This is a genomic window from Sphingopyxis sp. GC21 (assembly GCF_025727575.1).
Classification (GTDB): Bacteria; Pseudomonadota; Alphaproteobacteria; order Sphingomonadales; family Sphingomonadaceae; genus Sphingopyxis; species Sphingopyxis terrae_A.
In genome coordinates, this window is the sequence record NZ_CP095845.1 from 2,073,024 (window position 1) to 2,093,247 (window position 20,224).

Genomic DNA, 20,224 nt, shown 5'->3' on the forward strand with positions numbered 1-20,224 from the left:
GGGCCGACCTGCCAAGAGAGGGGTCGGGCAGATCCAAGGAGGCGTGCCGGAGAGGCACGGACCCGCCGCCGTTCGCCGGCGAGCCGTATTGCGACGGCTCGCCGGATCCGGATTAGATATCGTCGTCGTCCGCGTCGGGGCCGGTCATCATCTCTTCGGCCACCGCATCGGTGCGGCTGCGGATCGCCTTTTCGAGCCGTTCCATCAGTTCGGGATTTTCGGTCAGGAAATTCTTCGCATTTTCGCGGCCCTGACCGATGCGGATCGAATCATAGCTGAACCAGGCGCCCGATTTTTCGACGAGACCGGCCTTGACCCCGAGGTCGAGAATTTCGCCGATCTTCGAAATGCCCTGCCCGTACATGATGTCGAATTCGACCTGCTTGAACGGGGGCGCGACCTTGTTCTTGACGACTTTGACACGCGTGGTGTTGCCGACGATTTCGTCGCGGTCCTTGATCTGGCCGGTGCGGCGGATATCGAGGCGGACCGAGGCGTAGAATTTGAGCGCATTGCCGCCCGTCGTCGTCTCGGGATTGCCGTACATCACGCCGATCTTCATGCGCAGCTGGTTGATGAAGATCACCATGCAGCGCGAACGGCTGATCGAGCCGGTGAGTTTGCGCAAGCTCTGCGACATCAGGCGCGCCTGAAGGCCGACATGGCTGTCGCCCATCTCGCCTTCGATTTCGGCGCGCGGGACGAGCGCCGCGACCGAGTCGACGACGAGCACGTCGATCGCATTCGAGCGCACCAGCGTATCGACGATTTCAAGCGCCTGTTCGCCCGTATCGGGCTGCGACACGATCAGCTCGTCAATGTTTACGCCCAGCTTCTTCGCATAGACGGGATCGAGCGCATGTTCGGCATCGACGAAAGCCGCGGTTCCGCCGGTCTTCTGCGCTTCGGCGATGCAATGCAGCGCGAGGGTGGTCTTGCCCGAGCTTTCGGGACCGTAGATTTCGATAACGCGGCCACGCGGCAGACCGCCGACGCCGAGCGCGATGTCGAGCCCGAGCGATCCGGTCGAGACCGCCTCGACCTGCATCGCTTCCTTCGATCCGAGCTTCATCACCGAGCCCTTGCCGAACGCGCGATCGATCTGCGCGAGTGCGGCGTCGAGCGCCTTCTGCCTGTCTGTGCTGTTCACTGATTTCCCCGATTCGACGAGTGATAATTGTCCGGCCATGACCGTTCCTTTCCAGCTCTAGAGCGAAGGCAGAACCACCGCAACGCCAGAGCTGTGTACGCTATTTGTTCTATAGGAACAAGTGGAGAACAAATATTTTTGCGCTATCGGCGAGGCGCGCGCTATTCCCCGAAAAAACCATCCAGAACGGCCTCGATTTCGGCGATACGGAACGGCTTCGTCACCAGCTTGCGGTTCGCATGCGGCGCGGGAATCACGTCGCCGCCGCCTGACGTGAAGGCAAAGGGAATCCCCCGCTCCGCCAGCGCATCGGCGACCGGCCATCCCTTTTCGTCGCCCAGGTTGATATCGACGAGTGCGCCCGCCACCGGCTGCGACGCGACTACCGCGAGCGCTTCCTCGTTGGTCGTCGCCTGCGCCGGTTCGGGATAGCCGAGCGCGTCGAACATATCGACGAGCATCATGCCGATCAGGACATCGTCTTCGACAAGCAGGATCAACCTGTCTTCAGCCATGACCCACCCTATGCGCCGCATCGTCGAGCGCCATCGATACTGCTTCTGCAAGCTGCGCAACCGAGAAGGGCTTGGGCAGGAAGGCGACATCATCGATGTTGATCGACTGGCGCAACTGCTCCTCGGCATAGCCCGACATGAACAGCACCGGCAGGTTCGCCCGCTTGGCGCGCATCGCGCGGACCATCGTCGGCCCGTCCATCGTCGGCATCACAACGTCGCTGATCACCAGGTCAATCTTGTCCATCGCGGCGAAGCGTTCAAGCCCCTCTTCGCCCTGCGAAGCGGTAACGACCGTATAACCCGCGCGGGTCAGCGCCCGTTCGGCGACGGCCCGCACCATATCCTCGTCCTCGACGAGAAGGATGGTACCGGTGCCCCACTGGCTTTTCTTCGCCTTCGCAGCCGGCGGCGGCGTTGCCGGCACGCCGCTTTCGGCTCGGTGGACCGGCAGGTAAATGGTGAAGCTGGTCCCCGCGCCCGGTTTGCTGTCGGCAAAGATAAAGCCCGCCGATTGTTTGATGATGCCATAGACCGTCGACAGTCCCAGCCCTGTCCCCTTGCCGACATCTTTGGTCGTGAAAAAGGGTTCGAAAATTTTAGGCAGCACTTCGGCCGGAATGCCGGTCCCCGTATCGCCGACCTTCAGCGCGCTGTAATCGGCGGGCGGCATGAATTCATTGCCCATCTGGCGAACTTCAGCGGCGGAAACGGGATAGGTTTCGATCGTCAACGTCCCGCCGCCGGGCATCGCGTCGCGCGCATTGACCGCAAGGTTGATGATGACCTGCTCTAGCTGCCCGGGGTCGGCGCGCACCGCACCCAGCCCGCGGCCATGATGCACCGACAATTGCACCGTATCGCCGATCAGCCGCTTGAGCAGATGCGACACTTCCGAAATCACGTCGGGAAGCTGCAATATCTGCGGCCGCAACGTCTGCTGGCGCGAAAAGGCGAGCAACTGCCGCGTCAGGCTCGCCGCGCGGTTGGCGTTGCTGCGGATTTGCTGAATATCGTCATAGTCGCTGTCGCCCGGCGTGTGCCGCATCAGCATCAGATCGCAGCTTCCGAGCACCGCGGTCAGGATATTGTTGAAATCATGCGCGACGCCGCCCGCAAGCTGGCCGACCGCCTGCATCTTCGATGCCTGCGCCACCTGCCGCTTGAGGCGCGACTCTTCGCTCGAATCCTTGAGGCTAAGCAGAACCGCCGCCTCGCCCAGCCCGCGCACGCCGACGACGCGCATCGACACCGGTTCGTCGCCTTGTCCGGCCAGCCGGATCGACAGATCGCCGCCGACCTGCTGCCCGCTGCTGTGACGGCGGATCATGTCGGCGAGTGGTCCCTTGTCCTCGCCGACCACAAGATCGCCGGGGTAGCGCGGCCTCTTGCCATCGGCGACGCCCGCGGCGCGCATGAAAGCGCGGTTCATGTACAGAAAGCGCCCGTCGCGATCGACGAGCGCAAGCCCGAAGGGCAGCAGTGACAGCAGCGTTTCGATATAGCTTTGCGCGGTGCCGCGATCGGCGGGTCCGATCTCCTCGTCGAGCATGGCGAGCAGCATCGGCCCGTGCGTATCGGCCGGCGTCAGCGGGATTTGCAGCATCCGCACCGGCGTTGCCCGATCGCCCTCACGCGCAAAATAGAGCGCGCCGGCATCATCGAGCCGCAACATTCCGGCGACATCGCGCCCCGCATAATGCAGCGCATCCTCTTCGCCGAGCGCGCGCAAAAGAAATGCCTGATTGGCAACGCGCAACCGGCCCTCGGCACTGACCAGCGCCGCCATCACCCCCGCCTGCGCCAACGTGCGCCCTGCGGGTCCGTCGAGGTGGCGGACGATCTCTCCTGCCAGATCGAGCCGTTCATGGGCCGAAAAGCGCCAGATGAGATAGTCTTCGGCCTGCCCCGATCGCAGCACTTGTGCACGAAGTTGCAAGGGCCCGACTGCGATTTCATCGACCCCGCCCTCACCTTCGCGCCACGCGGTCCGGCCCGCATTTTTGAGCAGCTCGGCGCCGCGCCCTTCGAGCGGCAGGCCCGGCGGCGTGACGAAGCCGCCCATCCATGTCGCGAACAGGTCGTTCGCACAGACGAGGCGTCCGGCCCGGTCGGTGATCGCAATCGCAATATCGTCATGATTGACCGCGGCGCGCAGCATCGACCAATCGGTCGGCGCCGCCTCGCCCACCGCGGCCGCCGGAAACAGACGCCGCGCGAGGATCATGCCGCCCGCCGCGAGCGCGAGTCCGGCAAGGAAACCGGCGGCAAGCACCGCGTCGCCGGTGGCCCAGAACAACAGCCCGACCGACACCAGCGCGAGGCCGCCGAGCAGCGCAAGGTCGATCCGGGAAAGCCCTTGAATTGCGGAAAGCGGACCGGCAGCGCCCACCCCCCTGCTGAAATCGGTATCAGCGGAAGGCAGGCTCTGCGCGGTCAATTCACACTTTCCCAGTCAGCGCATCACCAGATGCGAACACGATCCTTCGGATCCAGATAGAGCGTCTGGCCCGGCTTAACCTGATAGGCCTTATACCAAGGGTCAAGATTGCGCGAGACCCAAGTCCGCTGGATCGAGGGCGAATGCGGATCGGTCGAAATGCGCTGCGACAGATTCTGTTCGCGATAGTTGCGCCGCCATACCTGCGCCCAGCCGAGGAAAAAGCGCTGGTCGCCGGTCAGCCCGTCGATCACCGGCGCCTCCTTGCCGCCCAGCGACGCCTTGTAAGCGTCATAGGCGATGTTGAGGCCGGCGAGATCGCCGATATTCTCACCCAGCGTGAAGGTGCCGTCGAGATGCTCGCCCGGCAGCACTTCATAGGCGTCATATTGCGCGACGAGCGCCTTGCTCGCTGCTTCGAACGCCTTCACATCCTCGGGCGTCCACCAGTCGGCGAGTTTGCCGGTTTCGTCATATTTCGAACCCTGGTCGTCGAAATGGTGGCTGATCTCATGGCCGATCACCGCGCCGATGCCGCCATAGTTGATTGCGGGGTCGGCCTTCGGATCGAAGAAGGGCGGCTGCAGGATTGCGGCCGGGAAGACGATCTCGTTCATGCCGAAATTGGCGTAGGCATTGACCGTCATCGGGGTCATGCCCCATTCCCAGCGCCGGATCGGACCGCCGAGACGGCTGATATTGTCGTCATGCTGCCACTGGTTGGCGCGCAGCGCGTTACCAAACAGGTCGTCGGCCCGGATCTCCAGCGATCCATAATCCTTCCAGCGATCGGGATAGCCGATCTTGGTCGTGAAATTGGCCAGCTTCTTCTTCGCCTTCACCTTAGTTTCGGGCTGCATCCACGCAAGATTGTCGATGCGGTGGCCGAGCGCCGCGATGACATTCTTGACCAGCTTGTCCATTTCCGCCTTGGTTTCTGGCGGGAAATATTTCGCGACATAATCCTTGCCGACCGCTTCACCCAGATTGCCGGTCGTGAAATCGACCGCGCGCTTCCAGCGCTCCTGCATCTGCGGCGTTCCCGACAGCGCGGTGCCATAGAAGGAGAAGGCTTCCTTCGCGACCGCATCGGGCAGCACGTCCGAAAAGCCGTCGAGGCTGCGGACGAGCAGCGCGTCGCGCAGCACGCCGATCGGCGCGTCGGCAATCAGCTTCGCCTCGCCGGTGAAGGCGCTCGGCTGCGACACGAGCAGCGCGTCTTCCTTGACGCCGATGCCGCGAACAAAGGTCGTCCAGTCGAAGCCCGGCGCCGCCTTTTCCAGTTCGGCAAGCGTCATCTTGTTATAGACCTTGGTGGCGTCGCTGCTGTCATTCTTGTCCCAATGGACCGTCGCGATCTGCTTTTCGAAGGCATAGACTGCCTGCGCCCGCGCCGCGGCGTCCTGTTCGCCTGCCAGCGTCAGGACATTTTCCAGATGCTTGAGGTAAGCCGCCTGCAGCTTGGCGTTGCGCTCATTGTCCTTCAGGTAGAAGTCGCGATCGGGCATGCCGAGGCCGCCCTGGAACATCGTGTAGATGTAGACGTCGGGATTCTTGTCGTCCTGCCCGACATAGCCGCCGAAGAAGTGCGAGACGCCGTTGCGGTCGGCTTCGGCGAGCAACGCGGCAAGGCCCGGTTTGTCGACGGTGCGGATCTTCGCGAGCCACGGCTGGATCGGGGCAAGCCCCTTCGCCTCGACCGACGCCGAATCGAGATAGGAGGCATAGGCGCGTCCGATCATGCTGCTCGGATCGCCCTTCGCCGCTTCGAGAATCTCCTGCGTGCGCTTTTGCGACAGATCGGCAAGCGCGGTGAACATGCCATAGTTGGACTTGTCCGCCGGGATCGCGGTGTTCTTGGCCCAGGTGCCATTGGCATAGGCGTAGAAGTCGTTGCCGGGCAGCACGCTCTTGTCCATGCCGGTCGTGTCGAAGCCGAAATCGCCGATTTCGGGCTTGTCGGCCTTGGCCGAGGCGGCGGCCTGCTCCTTGGCCGAAACCGAAACCGCCGGCGCCATGCCGAACAGTATCGCGCCCAGCGCGGCGGTCGCCATCAGGCGCGAAGAATGCGTCATACGTGTCATGATTATCCCCAGGTTGACGGGCAGGACATGATTCTCCGCACCGTGAATGGCGCGGATCCTGCGATGGAGACAGCTATAAAAGCTGGCGGCCTGCGATCAACCGGCCGCCGTGTCGCTCGTCGATGACTCAAGTCGTTGGTCGCGCGCGCGGCGCAATTTGCGCCGCCAGCGCAGGCGGATCCAATTGTCCCAGATTACCGCCGCGAGCAGGAAGCCGACCACCGCGGTGACGACCGAGATTACGAACAGGCCCGCGATGAGAGCCGGCGCAGCGTCGGACAACAGCCACCGCGCCCATTCGCCGACCGATGCGCCATTGTCGATCATGATCGAGAAGGTCGCGACATTCGCATGCAGCCCGAACAGATCATTGCCGAGCCAAACCGCCGCGGCGATCAGCAGCGGCGTCGTCGCGGGGTTGGACAGGAAAGTCATCGCGACGCCGATCGGAATATTGGCACGGAAAGGCAGCGCGAGCATTGCCACGCCCAGTATCTGCGCGCCAGGGATCAGGAAAAAGATGCCGACGAACAGACCGAGCGCGGTGCCACGGCGCACCGAGGTGCGGGTGAAGCGCCATAAATGGCTATGCGCGACGCGATGGGCAAAGGGCTTGACGAACCGGCTTTCGAGCAGCTCCTCACGCGACGGCGAGTGGCGCTTGATCCAGTTCATCACCGCCGCCTTGTCGCGCGGCTTCCCCCCGCTCATCCCCGTTCCTTCATCAATCGCTGCTTGTCGCGCTTCCAGTCGCGTTCCTTGATCGACTCGCGTTTGTCGTGCGCCTTCTTGCCCTTGGCGAGCGCGAGTTCGACCTTCGCGCGCCCGCGTCCGTTGAAATATACGCTCAAGGGCACCAGCGTCATCCCTTGCCGGGCCACCGCCGCGTGCAATTTATTGATCTCGCGCGTGTTGAGCAGCAGCTTGCGGGGTCGGCGCGGTTCATGATTGAAACGGTTGCCATGGCTGAATTCGGGGATGTTGGCGTTGATCAGCCACACCTCGCCGCCGGCGACTTCGGCATAGCTTTCGGCGATCGTCCCCTCGCCGAAGCGCAACGATTTCACCTCGGTGCCCTGCAGCGCGATCCCCGCCTCGAAAACCTCGTCGATGGCATAGTCGAAGCGCGCCCGCCGATTTTCGGCGACGACCTTCTTCTTGTCGAATTCGGGGGCGGATTGCGGACGGGCCATGAATGAAGAAAACCTCGAGGAAGAAAACCTAGAGAACGCCCGCCGAAACCAGTGCGGCATCGACGGCGGCGCGCGATGCAGCGGACGCCGGAATGATAGGTAGGCGCAGATCGGCCGAAAACCAGTCGTGCACCCGCGCCAGCGCATATTTGACCGGCGCCGGTGACGCGTCGGTGAACATCGCCTTGTGCAGCGGAAACAGCCGGTCGTGCAGGACCAGCGCGCGCGCCCAGTCGCCCGCGGCGCAAGCGGCGGCGAAATCGGCGCACAGGCGCGGCGCGACATTGGCGGTGACCGAAATGCAGCCCACCCCGCCCAGAACGGCGTGCGGCAACCACAGGTCGTCGTTGCCGCTGAGCTGGCAGAAATCGGCGCCCGCCCCGGCCCGGTGCATCGTCACGCGCGCAAGGTCGCCGCTCGCATCCTTGGTCGCGACGACCGTCGGAATTTCGGCGAGTTTGCACATGGTTTCGGCGCTGATGTCGGCGACGGTACGGCCGGGGACATTGTAGACGACGATCGGCAGATCGCTCGCGTCGGCGAGCGCCCTGAAATGGGCGAGCATGCCTTCCTGGCTCGGGCGGTTGTAATAGGGCGCGACGATCAGCGCGGCGCTCGCCCCTGCGGCCTGCGCATGCCGCATGTGGCGGATCGCGGTGGCGGTGTCGTTCGACCCGCAGCCGGCGATCACCGGCACCCGTCCCGCCGCCGCCTCGATGCACGCGTCGATGATGCGATAATGTTCGTCGAAGCTCAGCGTCGGGCTCTCGCCGGTCGTACCGCACGGCACGAGCGCGCTCGTCCCCTCTTTGATCTGCCAGTCGACGAGGCGCGCAAAGGCCTGCATATCCAACGCACCGTCGCGAAATGGCGTCACCAAAGCGGGAATCGACCCCGAGAACATGCTCCGCTCCTTTACAAAAAGCCGCTTTCACCGATAGAATCCGGTCAGCGCGCCGCGTCATGAACGCCTATTCAGCGCCCTGCAAGGAGTTTGCCACTAACATGGCCGGCATGTTTTCGCTGCCCCCAATTTCCCGCCTCGCGCTCGCTGCAGCGCTGCTTGTCCCATCGGTCGCCACCGCGAGCGAACTGACGCCCGATCAGATGGCATGGTATCGCGCTCAGATGGGGCTCGCGTCGGTCTCGACCTCGCCGCCGAGCGCGACCAACACCGTCGGCGACGCGGTGCTCGAATGGCGGCGGCTGACGCAGGACCAGACTGCGTCGTTCGACCGGCTTTCGCGGTTCCTGATGGCCAATCGCGACTGGCCCGATGCCGACAAGATGCGCGTCCGCGCCGAAAAGGCGATCGCGATCGACAGTTTCGATCCCGCGCGCACGCTCGCCTATTTCCAGGCCTTTCCGCCGCGCACCGCGAGCGGCGAGCTGCGTATGGCGCTAGCGCTCAACGCGTCGGGCCGCCGCGACGAAGCCTATGCCGCGGTGCGCCGGGCCTGGACCGGCGGCACGCTCGATGAAGCGGAGGTCAGCCGGGTGCTGAGTCTCTTCCCCGGCGCGATCTCGCTCGCCGATCATGATGCACGGATGGACAAGCTGCTGTGGCTGGGCGCGACCGGCCCCGCCTCGCGCCAACTCGCCTTCACCTCGCCCGACCGGCGGCCGATCTTCGCGGTGCGGCTCGCAATGCGCAGCGGCGCGGTCGACGCCGCGATGCAGGCGTCGGCGATCGAAGCGCAATATCCGTCGCTGACCCGCACCGACCCCGGCTATATCGCCGACAAGGCAACGTGGCTGCGCAAGGCGGGCCGCGTCGGCGAAGCGCGCGCGCTGCTCGCTGGGCCGCGCAATCTGGCCTCGGCACCCACTGATGCCGAGGAATGGCTCGAAACCCTGCTCACCAACGCGCGCCAGGCCGATGCCGCGGGCGACAAGGTGACTGCCTATAATATCGCGCGACAGCTTGATGACGCGCTGCCGTCGGGGACGGTCGTGCGGGAACAGCCGCTCGGCGTGCGCGACGATTATACCTCGCTGGCATGGCTCGCAGGCCAGCTCGCTTACAAGAGCCTCGGCCGGCCAGGCGAAGCGGTACGGCTGTTCCGCGCTTATGGCGAAGCCGCGCGCTCGGCGCAGACGCGCACCAAGGGCTTTTACTGGGCGGCCCGCGCCGCGCTCGCAGCGGGCGACACGGCTGCGGCCAAAGCGCATTTCGCCGACGCGGCCGAACATTATGACCAGTTTTACGGCCAGCTCTCGCTCGAACGGCTTGGCCGCCGCCAGCCCAAGCCGGTGCCCGTCCCGACGATCCGGGTCAGCGCATCAGAGCGCGAGGCATTCGATGACGACCGGCTGGTGCGCGCCGCGCGCGCGCTGGGCGAGATTGGCGCGTGGCGTGAACAGTCGCTGTTCCTCCGTGCGCTGGCGCAGCGCGCGACGACGCCGACCGATCATGTTCTGGCGGGCCAGCTCGCCGCGTCGATCGGCCGTCCCGACCTCGGCGTCATGATCGGCCGCAGCGCGCAGGCGAACAGCCTCGACGCGGTCGAGGTTTCGGGCTTCCCCACGGTGCGTGTCCCGGCGGGGCAGGAAAACAACTGGACCTTCATCCACGCGATCACCCGTCAGGAAAGCCAGTTCGACCGCCAGGCGATCAGTCACGCCGGCGCGCGCGGGATGATGCAGTTGATGCCGGGAACCGCGCGCGAAGTCGCAAGTAAGCTCGGCCTCGGCTATGACGCGAGCTCGCTGACCAGCGACACCAATTATAATATGACATTGGGGTCGACCTATTTTCAGCAGATGCTCAGCTATTTCGGCGGCAGCTATCCGCTCGCGGTCGCGGCCTACAATGCCGGGCCGGGCAATGTGAACAAATGGCTGCGCGCCAATGGCGATCCGCGATCGGGCACGGTTGACATGATCGACTGGATCGAGGCGATTCCGATTTTCGAAACGCGCAACTATGTTCAGCGCGTGCTCGAAAATGCGGTCGTCTACGACACGCTGCGCGACGGCGACCGGTCGCTGCCCAATGCACCGCTGAGCTTCTATCTCGGCAAGCGCACACCCGGCTGACCGGTCGATGGCGGGGGACAAGACCAATATCATCAGCCCGTCGGGCTTCGCCGCGCTGCGCGCCGAATATGATTTGCTGTTCGTAACCGAACGCCCCAAGCTCGTCGAAACGATCAGCTGGGCGGCCGGCAATGGCGACCGCAGCGAGAATGGCGACTATATCTACGGACGCAAACGGCTGCGCGAGATCGACCGGCGGCTGTCCTTCCTCGCGCGCCGGATGAAGGCCGCGCGGGTCGTCGATCCCGCGGAACAGCCCGACAAGCACCGTATCTGGTTCGGCGCCACGGTCGAACTCGCCGACGAGGAGGACGCGCGCCGCACCGTCACGCTGGTCGGCGACGATGAGGCGGATGCGGGCGCCGGCCGGATCGGCTGGAACAGTCCGCTGGCCCGGGCGCTGCGCGGCGCGGCGACCGGCGATTTGCGCACGGTCCAACTGCCCGCGGGGCCCAAGGAATGGGAAATCGTCGCCATCGCCTATCCGTGATCGCGGCACGTGCCGCCTGTGCGCGCGATCACAGCGACGCGCGAAAGATCGTGCGAAGCCATCCGATCGTCACGCAAGGAGAGGGTCGATGCGGGGAATCATCATCGTTGCATTGTCGCTGGCGGCAACCGATAGCCAGGCGATGCAGCCGCCGGGCGACGCGCAGATCAAGGCCGAACTGGGCCGCGGCGAAGAGATTGAAGCACGCATCGCGGGCGACCTGAATGGCGACGGCGTCGATGACATCGCCTATATCGTGCGCGGCGACGACAAGAGGATATTGCGCGTCCGCCTGGCCGACAAGGGCAAGGGTTTCGGTCGCGCGCCGCAGGGCATGCTCGACCTCGACGCCTACCCGCTCGGCGCAGCCGAGATGTCCGTCGCGAAAGGCGTATTGGTGGTCAAGGATCTGACCGGGGGAACGACCGCGACGGCGGCAACCTATCGCTTTCGGCTAGACCCGGAGGCTGGGCGCATGAAGCTCATCGGCCTTGATGCAACGATGTATAGCCGCACCTTCGCGCAGGACGGCAGCGAACTGAGCTGGAACCTGCTGACCGGCGACGTCATCACCTCGACGCTCAAGCTAAGCGGGTCGCGCGAAAATGCATCCTATCAAAAGACGGGACTCAAGCGCTTCCGCCGCCCGATCCGCGTCTATTGGATGGAAGACGCCCCCAGCGGCGAGGATGCGTTCGGCGCTGCCGCCAGATAATTATTGCCCCTGCCCCATCAGCGCCGGGATGATCCAGACCACCGACAGCACGATGACCGCCAGAAACAGCGAAATCGCAAGGACATAGCGCACGCCGTTGCCTTTGACGCCGCTGCTGGCTTCTTCGTCGGTCACTTCGACATGGTCGTCGACGACTTTCATGGTTCGTCTCCCTTCAGACTGTCTGCATCCAACGCGGGGCTGGACAGCGCGGTTCCCGCGCGCGGGGCGCGCGGGGATGGGAGAGTGAAGCCAGAGGGTCTGTAAGCCGGGTTCTGTCCACCCCGTTGCCGGGGATGGGCGATCATTCCTCTAGGCGGCCGGTTGCCCGGACGCTCAAGCAGTCAACCCGGACGGCGGGGCCGGAACCAGCCCTGAGTCACCTCGTGCCATCCCTATTCGACCTTGCTCCCGGTGGGGTTTGCCGTGCCGCGTCCGTTGCCGTCCGCGCGGTGCGCTCTTACCGCACCCTTTCACCTTTCGCCGGGCCGAAGCCGTTAGCGGTCTGCTCTCTGTGGCACTTTCCCTTGCTCCGGTTGCCCGAAGCCGCCGGACGTTATCCGGCACCGTGGTTTCCGTGGAGCCCGGACTTTCCTCCCCCGCTTGCGCGGCGGCGATCGCCCGACCCTCTGGCCTCATGCAGTTATAACGCGAACGAACGCCGATTGCGAGCGATTGCGTGAACGACTGACATGGGTGGATCCCAGCCGTTTAACGCTCGTCATGCTGAATCAAGTTCAGGATGACGATGCTGCGATGTCTCGCTTCGGTCACTCCCGCTCGATCAATCACCCTCGGGCTGCGGCAGCAGCAGTGCGAGCAGGATCGCGCGGCATTCGCCGTCGATCGTTCCGTCGATCAGTTCGGGGCGGAAGCGGCGCTGAAAGGCGACGGTCGCGGCAAAGCCGTCGGTGACATCATAGCCGAAACGTTCGAGCGCGAGCAGGAAGCCGGCGTCGGTCCATAGCGGATCGGTCAGTTTCTTGGTCGGCCGCGGCAGCGCCAGGCGCCGGCGCGCCAGCTCACCCCACGGAAAAAGCTCGCCCGGATCCTGCTTGCGCGTCGGCGCGATGTCCGAATGACCGACGACATTGCCGCGCGTGATCGCGTGGCGGTCCTTGATCTGGTGCACGAGCCGCACGACCGAGGCGACTTGCGGGTCGGGAAAGGGGACATAGCCGAATTCATGCCCGGGATTGACGATTTCGATACCGACGCTCGCCGAATTGATGTCACTGATGCCGCGCCAGTGCGACTTGCCCGCGTGCCACGCGCGCTTGTCCTCGGGCACCATATGGGTGATCTGGCCGTCTTCGCTGACGACATAATGCGCCGACACCTTCGCCTCGGGATCAGCAAGCCGATCAAGGGCTTCGGCGCCGGTCTTCATGCCGGTATAATGCAGCACGATCATCGAGATGGGCAGCGCGCGCTCGTCGAAATTGGGTGACCAGCGTTCGATAAAGTCGCTCATGCGTGTCGCGGCCCGTTCCTGCCCTGCCTTGTGTTCGCTTGCGCCAGTCGAGCGCAAAATGCAAGGTCAGGCCGCGACCGGCGCGCGCACCTGCTGATCGGCCGGCTCATAAAGTCCGCGCAGACGGCGGCTCGCCACGAACTGGTCGGTCTGGCCGAGCACCGTCTCGCCCGCTCCCAAGACCAGAAAGCTTTGCGGCGCGGCCACGGAACGCAGCCGCGCGAAAGCCTTCTGGCGCATCGGCAGCGAGAAATAGAGCAACAGGTTGCGGCAGAAGATCAGATCGGCCGGGCTGGCAAGCGGCGGGCGGTCGACGAGCATATTCTGCACGGAAAAGTCGATCCGGCGCCTCAGGTCGGCCTTGGCAAGCCAACCGCCTTCGGTCTGGTCGAACCAGCGCACCATGCGCTGCACCGGCAGGCCGCGCTGAATCTCGAACTGGCTGTACAGCCCGACGCGCGCGCGGCTGATAGCATGATAGCTGACGTCGGTGCCGACGACATCGACCTGCCACCCCGCCCATTGCTCGCCCTGTTCGGCCAGCAGCATCGCCATCGAATAGGCTTCCTGGCCGGTCGACACGCCGCAATGCCAGATGGTCACGCGCCGCTTGGCCGCATTGGTTTCGCGAATATGCTCAAGCGCTGTCTTCGCTATGTCATCGAACACACTGTGTTCGCGGTAGAAATAGGTTTCATTGTTGAGCATCGCATCGACCGTGTCGTCAAGCAGCTGCCGGCTGGTCGAGGTGACGAGCGCAGCGACGAGCGCGTCGAGATCCGCGATACCGTGACGCTGCATCACCGGCTTCAGCGACATTTCGATCCGCCATATCCGGTTCGGCGACAGCGTCTGGCCGGTGCGCGATTCGAGCACGCCCATCAGCACGCGATAGGCGGACTCGCTGGCACCGCCGCCCATCATGACTTTTTGCTGCCGCCAAGATAGGAGCCGAGCATCAGCGCGATCGCATCGGGGTTGAGCGTCGCCGCGGCAATCCCCGCCTTGGCAACGGCACCGGGCATCCCCCAGATAACGCAGCTTTCGGGCGCCTGCGCGAGGACGGTCCCGCCTGCATCCTTCAGCCGCGCCGCGCCGGTCGCCCCGTCACGGCCCATGCCGCTCAGCACGACGGCCACGCCCCCGGCGCCGTAGACATCGGCGACCGAAGCCAGCATCGGGTCGGCGGAGGGGCAACAACCATTGTCGACCGGACGGCGATCGAGCGCGATCTCCTGCCGCCGCCCTGCGTTGACGACCATCAGATGGGCGTCGCCGGGGGCGAGATAGATATGGTTCGGCAACACCGGCATGCCCGCCGCCGCGACGCGGACGGTGCGCACCGTCATCGTCGCAATCTGGCGCGCGTAAAATTCCATGAAGGCATCAGGCAGATGCTGGGTCAGCAGGATCGGCGCCGAAATTCGCGGGTCGAGATTGACGAGGAAGTTGGTGAAGGCCGGAATGCCGCCGGTCGACGCCGCGACCGCGATGCAGGCCAGCGGCGCCGCCGTATCGAATGCCACCGGGACCGGGGGCGGAATTTCGCGGCGGGCGAGCCGCGCCTCGGGCGGGTTCGGCTGCCGCTGGCCAAGCGACAGGATGCGGTCGGTCAGAATCTCGGCGAAGCGACCCGAAAAGCTGCCCCGCCCCGGCTTCGCCAGCGTATCGCTCGCGCCGAGCGAGAGGGCGTCGATCGCGGCCGGGCCGCCTTCGACACAGTTCGACGAGAGGATCAGGACACGGGCGTTCACGGCGCTGCGCAGGATATGCGGCAGCGCGTCGATCCCGCTCATCCCCGGCATTTCAATATCGAGCACCACGACATCGACAGGTTCGCTCGCGAGAAAGGCAAGCGCATCATGCGCCGATGCAACCGACGCACACACCGTCAGCCCCGGTGTCCCGTCGACAATACGTTCAAGGATGCTGCGGACAACCAGGCTGTCGTCGACCAGCATCACGCGAACCGTGCGCGCCGCCGGTATGTCGGTTTCGACCCTGGGGTCGGTCAGCGAAGATTGGGGCAGCGACACGTCCGGGCTCAGGCAACGCCGACGAGTTGCAATTTCCCTTCCAGCGTCTCGCGATCGAACGGCTTCATGACATATTCGTCGGCTCCGGCCTCGATGGCGGCGCGGATATGGTCGATGCTGTTTTCGGTCGTGCAAAAGACGACGCGCGGGCGCTCCTCGATCCCGAAATCGAGATCGTTGAAGGCGCCGAGAAATTCCATCCCGCTCATCACCGGCATATTCCAGTCGAGCAGGATCACGTCGGGCCGATTGGCGCGGCAGAAGGTCAGCGCCTCCTGCCCGTCGGCCGCTTCGTCGACCGAAAAGGACATGCTTTCAAGAATATGTCGCGCGACCTTGCGAATGACTTTGCTGTCATCGACGACCAGACAGGATTTCGACATTTATTCCTCCGACCCCCGGAATTTACGCCACGTTACGGCCAAGGGGTGTCCACTATGTTAATACGGCCCGCATCACGCTGCCTTAAGCGCGGGCGGTACGATAAAATGCGACGGGTCGACCACGAGCAGCGACGCGCCCTCATGCTCGATCATCGCTTCGGCGACACGCGCCCATCCCGGCATCAGCTTGCCGGCCAGGCGCGTCTCGGCCGCGTCGATGAAGCACACATCCTCGATTTCATCGGCGAGCAGCGCGTAGCCATGTTCCGCAACATCGACCACGATCACCCGCTGCCCGCTCGCCACCGCCACCGGCGGCAGGCCGACGACGACATGCGGGTCGATCAGCGTGAAGACGCGGCTGCGCAGCGCGAACAGGCCTGCGACGTGCGGCGGCGCGCCCGGCACCTCGACCGGTGCCCCGACCGTGACCACCGAATTGATCGAGCGCGAGCGCAGCGCGACGCGCGTGTCGGCGATACGCGCGATCAGATACAGTTTTTCCATCATGACCGCGCTCCTCCGACCTTACGGCGCAGCGCCGCGAGCAAGCCCGCTCGATCGTAGCGATAGACGCTCGCATCCTCGGGGCTTGCCGAAACCGCTGCCGATCGCAGGCAGATGACGGGAAGATCGCCCGCATCATGGGCGCAGCCCTGCCCGCTTTCGGTCAGGCACAGCATCACATCGGCCCCCTCGCCCGCGTCGGCGGCCGTGGCAACGCGGTAGCCCGCGCCGCGCAGCAGCGGCGCCAGAAAATTCTCGCCCCACCCGTCGGCATCGCCTGCGAGCCGGCACAGCGGCGCGCGGCCCGCGACGGCGGTGCGGCCGCCGGCGTGACACTCCATGATCCAGAAAGGATCGATGAGTTCGACGGGCTCGCCACCGACCAGCACCACGCCCGCGATCAGGCCCGGTGCCGACGCGGGTTCGACCACGTCGGGCAGGCGCACGATGTCGATCACCGCCTCGATCGGGTAACAGATCACCGTGTCGCCGTCGTACAGCCGAAGCAGCTTCACCGCCGCCTCGCCGGCAGGCACCGTTGCCGCATGGACCGGGAATATCTCGTCGCCAACCTGCACCCGAACGGCGCCGCCGCTTTCAAACAGTGCCGATTGCGGCACTTCTTCGACCCGTTCGATCACCGACAGGCGAACACCGCGCGTGCGGCCGTCGGCCTCGCGGAACAGCAGCAATTGCGTCGCGTTGCGCGCCCGCTCGGCCTGCGCCTCGCGTTCGTCGGCGCGGTCCTGACTGCGGCCAGCCTCACCGGCATCCACGCCCGACGCCGCGAGCAGCCCCTGAACATCGAGCAGCAGCACCGGCCGCCCGTTGTCGGGCAGCGTGGTGCCCGCATAAAGGCCGGTCGCCATGATCATCGGTGCGGCGGGCTTGATGACCAGTTCCTCATGGTCATGGATCGCCGCGACGCTGAGCGCATAGCTCTGCCCCTGCCCAGGCCGGATGATGACGAGAGCGCGGTCGTCCACATCGTCGTCGTCGCCGCGCTGACGCGCCAGCACATCCTCGAGCCGCAGCAAGGGGAATTGCTCGCCGCGCACCGTTGCGATTTCGCCGCCACCGAGCCGCTCGATACGAACGCTGTCGTTCGTCTCGAGCAGAATTTCGCGCACCGATCCGCGCGGAATGGCAAAATATTGCCCTGCAGCGCGCACCATCAGCCCCGAAATGATCGTCAGCGTCATCGGAACGCGCAGCAACACCGACAGGCCGCGTCCCTCTTCATTGCGCAGTTCGACGAGGCCGCCGATCTTTTCGACATTCGCCTTGACGATGTCCATGCCGACGCCGCGGCCGGAAATTTCCGTAATCTGCGCCGCGGTCGAAAAGCCCGGACGAAAGATCAGCTCCAGCTTTTCAGCCGGCGTCAGCGTCCGTGCGTCGGCCGCCGAGAGCAGCCGGTTGGCGATCGCCTTGGCAACCAGCGCGTCGGGCGAAAGGCCGCGCCCGTCGTCGCTCACCTCGATCTCAATCTGATTGCCCGACTGGCGCGCCGAAACCCTTATGGTGGCGGTAATATCCTTCCCCGCCGCGACCCGCTCGTCGAGCCCCTCGATCCCGTGATCGATGGCGTTGCGGACGATGTGGATCAACGGATCGCGGATATTCTCCATCATCTCGCGGTCGAGTTCGACCTCCCCGCCGCTCGTGTCGAAATGGATCTTCTTGCCGAGTTCCTGCGCCAGATCGCGCACAATGCGCGGCAACGGCGCAAACAGCTTGTCGATGCGCTGCATCCGCATCTGGCTCACCGATTGGCGCATCCCCGCGATCGAATCGGACAAACGGTCGAACGCGCCAATCAGCGCCGCATCGGCCCCCGATTCGCGCAGCATCCGCGCGAACTCGTTGCGCGCGAGCACGATGTCGGTAACCCCCGTCATCACGCTGTCGAGCAGCGGCAGCGGCACGCGGATCGACCGCCAGCCCTGCAATTCGGTGATGATATCATCTTCGCGCCGTATCCGGATCGCCTCCGGAACCGCGGGTGCCGCGTCCGCCTGCACCGGATCAGGCGCACCGGCTGACAGGGCGGCGATCACGTCGCCATCCTCACCCGCCGGCTCGGCGCCTTCGCTCGCCAACCGCTCGCACAGCATCGACAGTCGATCGACGATGGCGAGCACGCCCGTGACGAGCGCGGCGTCGGGCGCGCGATGACCGCGGCGAACCTGGTCGAGCGCCTCTTCGGCGGCATGCGAAAGCGCGGTCACGCGTGGCAACGCCAGAAAGCCCGAGCTTCCCTTGATTGTGTGCATCATCCGAAAGATAGAATCGAGCTGCGCCCGGCCGGCCGGATCGGCCTCCCACACGACCAGCGCCCCGCCGGCATCGGCAAGGATTTCCGACGTTTCAGCCAGAAAATCGTTCAGAAGATCGTCCATCGCGGTTCCGCAGCGCCCCAAAATCAAGGCGCAACCATGACCGACAATGGTTAAGGAGGGCTTTACCTGGCGGGCCGCAGCACCGCGCCGACGAGCAACGACGTCGGCGTTTCGCGCGCCAGCATCACGGTGCCGTTATTCTGCGCCGCCACCGCCTGGACGAGCACCGCGGGAGCGGTTCGTGAGGTCATCGCGGCGGCCGCCTCGCCTTCCGCAAGGATGCGTTCGACGTCGGCATCGACAAGGATGCGCTCGGCCTCGGCATGCAACGCGATCTCGATGTTTTCGCCCTGCCGCTCGCAGCCGATGTCGAGCCGTCCGCCGCGGACCAGGGCATCGACCAGGATCAGCGCGAGGTTGAGGATGATCTTGACCGCCGGCTTGGGCAGAGCGTCGTCGCCGATCATCCAGTTGAGCGTGATCGGGCGGTCGGCCATGATCCCTTCGATCGCGCCCTTCGCTTCGGTCGGCGGCACCGCTTCGCCGAAGCCGCCCGCCGATCCGAAAGCGAGCCGGAAGAATTTGAGCTTCGCCGCCGATGTCCGTGCGCTTTGTTCGAGCAGGTCGACCACCCGCGCCCGCATCTCAGGGTCTTTTTCATCGGCCAGCAGCTCGAGGCCGTTGGCAAAGGCCCCGACGGGGCTCAGCAGGTCGTGACACAGGCGCGAGGCCATCATCGAGGCGAAATCGACGCGATCGTCGGTCATGGATGCATTGGCTCCCCAAGCTCGGCAGTTTCCGGCACCGCCGCTCCTAGGGCAGCCGCCCCCTTCAGGGCAAGCGCCATCCCCTTGAATATTGACCGGACGGGGCCACATGACGACCAATGAAGGGGGACGACGACATTCTGACCGTGGCGTTGGGCGACAGCGCGGCCGGGTTGCGGCTCGACCGGGCGTTGGCCGAGGCTTTGCCCAGCCTGTCGCGCGAGCGCGTCAAGACGCTGATCAAGGGCGGCCGCGTCACCGATGCTGGCGGGCGCATCCTGTGGGATCCCGCCGCCAAGGCATCCGCACCGGCGAAGCTCGAACTGCGCCTGCCCGCCCCCGCCCCCGCGCATAATGTGGCGCAGGACATGAATCTCGTCATCGCCTATGAGGACGAGCATCTGATAGTGGTCGACAAGCCCGCGGGAATGGTCGTTCACCCTGCCGCCGGCAATCTCGACGGCACGATGGTCAACGCGCTGCTCCATCATTGCGCCGGGCAATTGTCGGGAATTGGCGGCGTCGCGCGCCCCGGCATCGTCCACCGTATCGACAAGGATACGAGCGGACTGATCGTCGCCGCCAAGCACGACAAGGCGCATGAGGGGCTGGCGAAGCAATTTGCGGCGCACAGCATCGACCGCCGCTATCTCGCGATCGCGACCGGCCGCCCGATGCCCGCCAACGGCACGGTGGAGGCCGCGCTCGGCCGGTCGAGCGTCAATCGCAAGAAGATGGCGGTGGTCGAGCCGGGCCGCGGCAAACATGCGATCACCCATTACCGGACGATCGAGCCGCTGCGAGACGCAACTTTGGTGGAATGCCGGCTGGAAACGGGCCGCACGCATCAGGTTCGCGTCCATATGGCGCATATCGGCCACCCGCTCGTCGGCGATCCGGTCTATGGGCGCGCCCGAAAGCCGCTTTCGGACCTGCTGAAAGCCCGCCATTTTGCGCGTCAGGCGTTGCATGCAGCCCATTTGGGCTTTATTCATCCGGTGACCGGTAACAGCATCGCGCTCGACAGCGAACTCCCGGCAGACATGCGGGAACTGATCGATGAATTGCGCGTTTAGGTTTCGAATGAAA

The 20,224-nt window shown here is 65.0% G+C and carries 19 protein-coding genes and 1 other RNA gene; 4 read left to right on the plus strand and 16 right to left on the minus strand.

All coding sequences use genetic code 11. From position 1 onward, the window contains the following. Nucleotides 1-112 precede the first annotated feature (112 nt). The 7 genes from recA to dapA form a co-directional block, all read right to left on the minus strand. Nucleotides 113-1,189 carry a recombinase RecA gene (gene recA, locus MU856_RS09990; RefSeq protein ID WP_003050311.1) on the minus strand — a complete coding sequence of 359 codons (1,077 nt, stop codon included), beginning with the start codon at nucleotides 1,187-1,189 and terminating at the stop codon, nucleotides 113-115. Between the two features lie 122 nt (nucleotides 1,190-1,311). Beyond that, nucleotides 1,312-1,665, minus strand: coding sequence for a response regulator (locus tag MU856_RS09995; RefSeq protein WP_062902812.1), 354 nt, complete (start codon nucleotides 1,663-1,665; stop codon nucleotides 1,312-1,314). Continuing rightward, entirely contained in the window at nucleotides 1,658-4,057 is a 2,400-nt protein-coding gene (locus tag MU856_RS10000) for a response regulator (RefSeq protein ID WP_062902813.1), read from the minus strand. Before MU856_RS10000 ends, MU856_RS09995 begins: the two co-directional genes overlap by 8 nt. Before the next feature lie 71 nt (nucleotides 4,058-4,128). Continuing rightward, nucleotides 4,129-6,180, minus strand: coding sequence for a M13 family metallopeptidase (locus tag MU856_RS10005; RefSeq protein WP_263587473.1), 2,052 nt, complete (start codon nucleotides 6,178-6,180; stop codon nucleotides 4,129-4,131). 105 nt (nucleotides 6,181-6,285) lie between these two features. Further along, nucleotides 6,286-6,900, minus strand: coding sequence for a DUF2062 domain-containing protein (locus MU856_RS10010; RefSeq protein ID WP_082819993.1), 615 nt, complete (start codon nucleotides 6,898-6,900; stop codon nucleotides 6,286-6,288). Continuing rightward, the gene (gene smpB, locus MU856_RS10015) at nucleotides 6,897-7,382 is read right to left on the minus strand and encodes an SsrA-binding protein SmpB (protein ID WP_062902814.1); all 486 of its coding nucleotides are present in this window, start codon (nucleotides 7,380-7,382) and stop codon (nucleotides 6,897-6,899) included. Before smpB ends, MU856_RS10010 begins: the two co-directional genes overlap by 4 nt. 28 nt (nucleotides 7,383-7,410) lie before the next feature. Further along, nucleotides 7,411-8,286 (minus strand): 4-hydroxy-tetrahydrodipicolinate synthase, encoded by an 876-nt coding sequence (dapA, locus tag MU856_RS10020; RefSeq protein WP_186402357.1) that lies wholly within the window; start codon nucleotides 8,284-8,286, stop codon nucleotides 7,411-7,413. 101 nt (nucleotides 8,287-8,387) lie between these two features. On the opposite strand from dapA, the gene MU856_RS10025 reads away from it, so the two are divergent. The 3 genes from MU856_RS10025 to MU856_RS10035 all read left to right on the plus strand — a co-directional run bounded on the left by MU856_RS10025 (nucleotide 8,388) and on the right by MU856_RS10035 (nucleotide 11,626). Beyond that, nucleotides 8,388-10,421 carry a lytic transglycosylase domain-containing protein gene (locus MU856_RS10025; protein ID WP_263587474.1) on the plus strand — a complete coding sequence of 678 codons (2,034 nt, stop codon included), beginning with the start codon at nucleotides 8,388-8,390 and terminating at the stop codon, nucleotides 10,419-10,421. 7 nt (nucleotides 10,422-10,428) lie between these two features. Then, a complete protein-coding gene (gene greB, locus MU856_RS10030) occupies nucleotides 10,429-10,911 on the plus strand; it encodes a transcription elongation factor GreB (RefSeq protein ID WP_186402359.1) in 483 nt (160 codons plus the stop codon). 88 nt (nucleotides 10,912-10,999) lie between these two features. Beyond that, a complete protein-coding gene (locus MU856_RS10035; RefSeq protein WP_263587475.1) occupies nucleotides 11,000-11,626 on the plus strand; it encodes a hypothetical protein in 627 nt (208 codons plus the stop codon). Here the strand turns inward: MU856_RS10035 and MU856_RS10040 are convergent, their stop codons facing one another. The 9 genes from MU856_RS10040 to MU856_RS10080 form a co-directional block, all read right to left on the minus strand. Then, on the minus strand, nucleotides 11,627-11,788 hold the full coding sequence (locus tag MU856_RS10040) for a hypothetical protein (protein WP_186402361.1): 162 nt from the start codon (nucleotides 11,786-11,788) through the stop codon (nucleotides 11,627-11,629). A gap of 86 nt (nucleotides 11,789-11,874) precedes the next feature. Continuing rightward, an RNA gene (gene rnpB / locus MU856_RS10045) (RNase P RNA component class A) lies at nucleotides 11,875-12,259 on the minus strand. A 151-nt stretch (nucleotides 12,260-12,410) separates the two neighbouring features. Further along, nucleotides 12,411-13,100: an N-acetylmuramoyl-L-alanine amidase gene (locus MU856_RS10050; protein WP_062768003.1), complete on the minus strand. Its 690-nt coding sequence runs from the start codon at nucleotides 13,098-13,100 to the stop codon at nucleotides 12,411-12,413. 66 nt (nucleotides 13,101-13,166) lie between these two features. Then, nucleotides 13,167-14,024 (minus strand): CheR family methyltransferase, encoded by an 858-nt coding sequence (locus MU856_RS10055; protein ID WP_120649319.1) that lies wholly within the window; start codon nucleotides 14,022-14,024, stop codon nucleotides 13,167-13,169. Then, a complete protein-coding gene (gene cheB / locus MU856_RS10060) occupies nucleotides 14,021-15,136 on the minus strand; it encodes a chemotaxis-specific protein-glutamate methyltransferase CheB (protein WP_217372439.1) in 1,116 nt (371 codons plus the stop codon). The genes MU856_RS10055 and cheB overlap by 4 nt, the downstream gene beginning before the upstream one ends. An 8-nt stretch (nucleotides 15,137-15,144) precedes the next feature. Then, entirely contained in the window at nucleotides 15,145-15,519 is a 375-nt protein-coding gene (locus tag MU856_RS10065; RefSeq protein ID WP_003050271.1) for a response regulator, read from the minus strand. A gap of 72 nt (nucleotides 15,520-15,591) precedes the next feature. After that, on the minus strand, nucleotides 15,592-16,029 hold the full coding sequence (locus tag MU856_RS10070) for a chemotaxis protein CheW (RefSeq protein WP_120649320.1): 438 nt from the start codon (nucleotides 16,027-16,029) through the stop codon (nucleotides 15,592-15,594). After that, a complete protein-coding gene (locus MU856_RS10075) occupies nucleotides 16,026-18,428 on the minus strand; it encodes a chemotaxis protein CheA (RefSeq protein ID WP_263587476.1) in 2,403 nt (800 codons plus the stop codon). The genes MU856_RS10070 and MU856_RS10075 overlap by 4 nt, the downstream gene beginning before the upstream one ends. A 62-nt stretch (nucleotides 18,429-18,490) precedes the next feature. After that, nucleotides 18,491-19,135: a histidine phosphotransferase family protein gene (locus tag MU856_RS10080; RefSeq protein ID WP_062902821.1), complete on the minus strand. Its 645-nt coding sequence runs from the start codon at nucleotides 19,133-19,135 to the stop codon at nucleotides 18,491-18,493. Between the two features lie 119 nt (nucleotides 19,136-19,254). Here MU856_RS10080 and MU856_RS10085 point away from each other — a divergent pair, with 119 nt between their 5' ends. Beyond that, entirely contained in the window at nucleotides 19,255-20,211 is a 957-nt protein-coding gene (locus MU856_RS10085) for an RluA family pseudouridine synthase (protein ID WP_062767855.1), read from the plus strand. Nucleotides 20,212-20,224 lie beyond the last annotated feature (13 nt).

Coding starts and splice junctions, on each gene's coding strand:
- MU856_RS10050 (WP_062768003.1), bottom strand. CDS start 13,100: ATGAGCGACTTTATCGAACGCTGGTCACCCAATTTCGACGAGCGCGCG.
- MU856_RS10075 (WP_263587476.1), bottom strand. CDS start 18,428: ATGGACGATCTTCTGAACGATTTTCTGGCTGAAACGTCGGAAATCCTT.
- MU856_RS10010 (WP_082819993.1), bottom strand. CDS start 6,900: ATGAGCGGGGGGAAGCCGCGCGACAAGGCGGCGGTGATGAACTGGATC.
- MU856_RS10005 (WP_263587473.1), bottom strand. CDS start 6,180: ATGACGCATTCTTCGCGCCTGATGGCGACCGCCGCGCTGGGCGCGATA.
- smpB (WP_062902814.1), bottom strand. CDS start 7,382: ATGGCCCGTCCGCAATCCGCCCCCGAATTCGACAAGAAGAAGGTCGTC.
- MU856_RS09995 (WP_062902812.1), bottom strand. CDS start 1,665: ATGGCTGAAGACAGGTTGATCCTGCTTGTCGAAGACGATGTCCTGATC.
- dapA (WP_186402357.1), bottom strand. CDS start 8,286: ATGTTCTCGGGGTCGATTCCCGCTTTGGTGACGCCATTTCGCGACGGT.
- greB (WP_186402359.1), top strand. CDS start 10,429: ATGGCGGGGGACAAGACCAATATCATCAGCCCGTCGGGCTTCGCCGCG.
- MU856_RS10080 (WP_062902821.1), bottom strand. CDS start 19,135: ATGACCGACGATCGCGTCGATTTCGCCTCGATGATGGCCTCGCGCCTG.
- MU856_RS10035 (WP_263587475.1), top strand. CDS start 11,000: ATGCGGGGAATCATCATCGTTGCATTGTCGCTGGCGGCAACCGATAGC.
- MU856_RS10065 (WP_003050271.1), bottom strand. CDS start 15,519: ATGTCGAAATCCTGTCTGGTCGTCGATGACAGCAAAGTCATTCGCAAG.
- recA (WP_003050311.1), bottom strand. CDS start 1,189: ATGGCCGGACAATTATCACTCGTCGAATCGGGGAAATCAGTGAACAGC.
- MU856_RS10070 (WP_120649320.1), bottom strand. CDS start 16,029: ATGATGGAAAAACTGTATCTGATCGCGCGTATCGCCGACACGCGCGTC.
- MU856_RS10025 (WP_263587474.1), top strand. CDS start 8,388: ATGGCCGGCATGTTTTCGCTGCCCCCAATTTCCCGCCTCGCGCTCGCT.
- MU856_RS10085 (WP_062767855.1), top strand. CDS start 19,255: ATGAAGGGGGACGACGACATTCTGACCGTGGCGTTGGGCGACAGCGCG.
- MU856_RS10055 (WP_120649319.1), bottom strand. CDS start 14,024: ATGATGGGCGGCGGTGCCAGCGAGTCCGCCTATCGCGTGCTGATGGGC.
- MU856_RS10040 (WP_186402361.1), bottom strand. CDS start 11,788: ATGAAAGTCGTCGACGACCATGTCGAAGTGACCGACGAAGAAGCCAGC.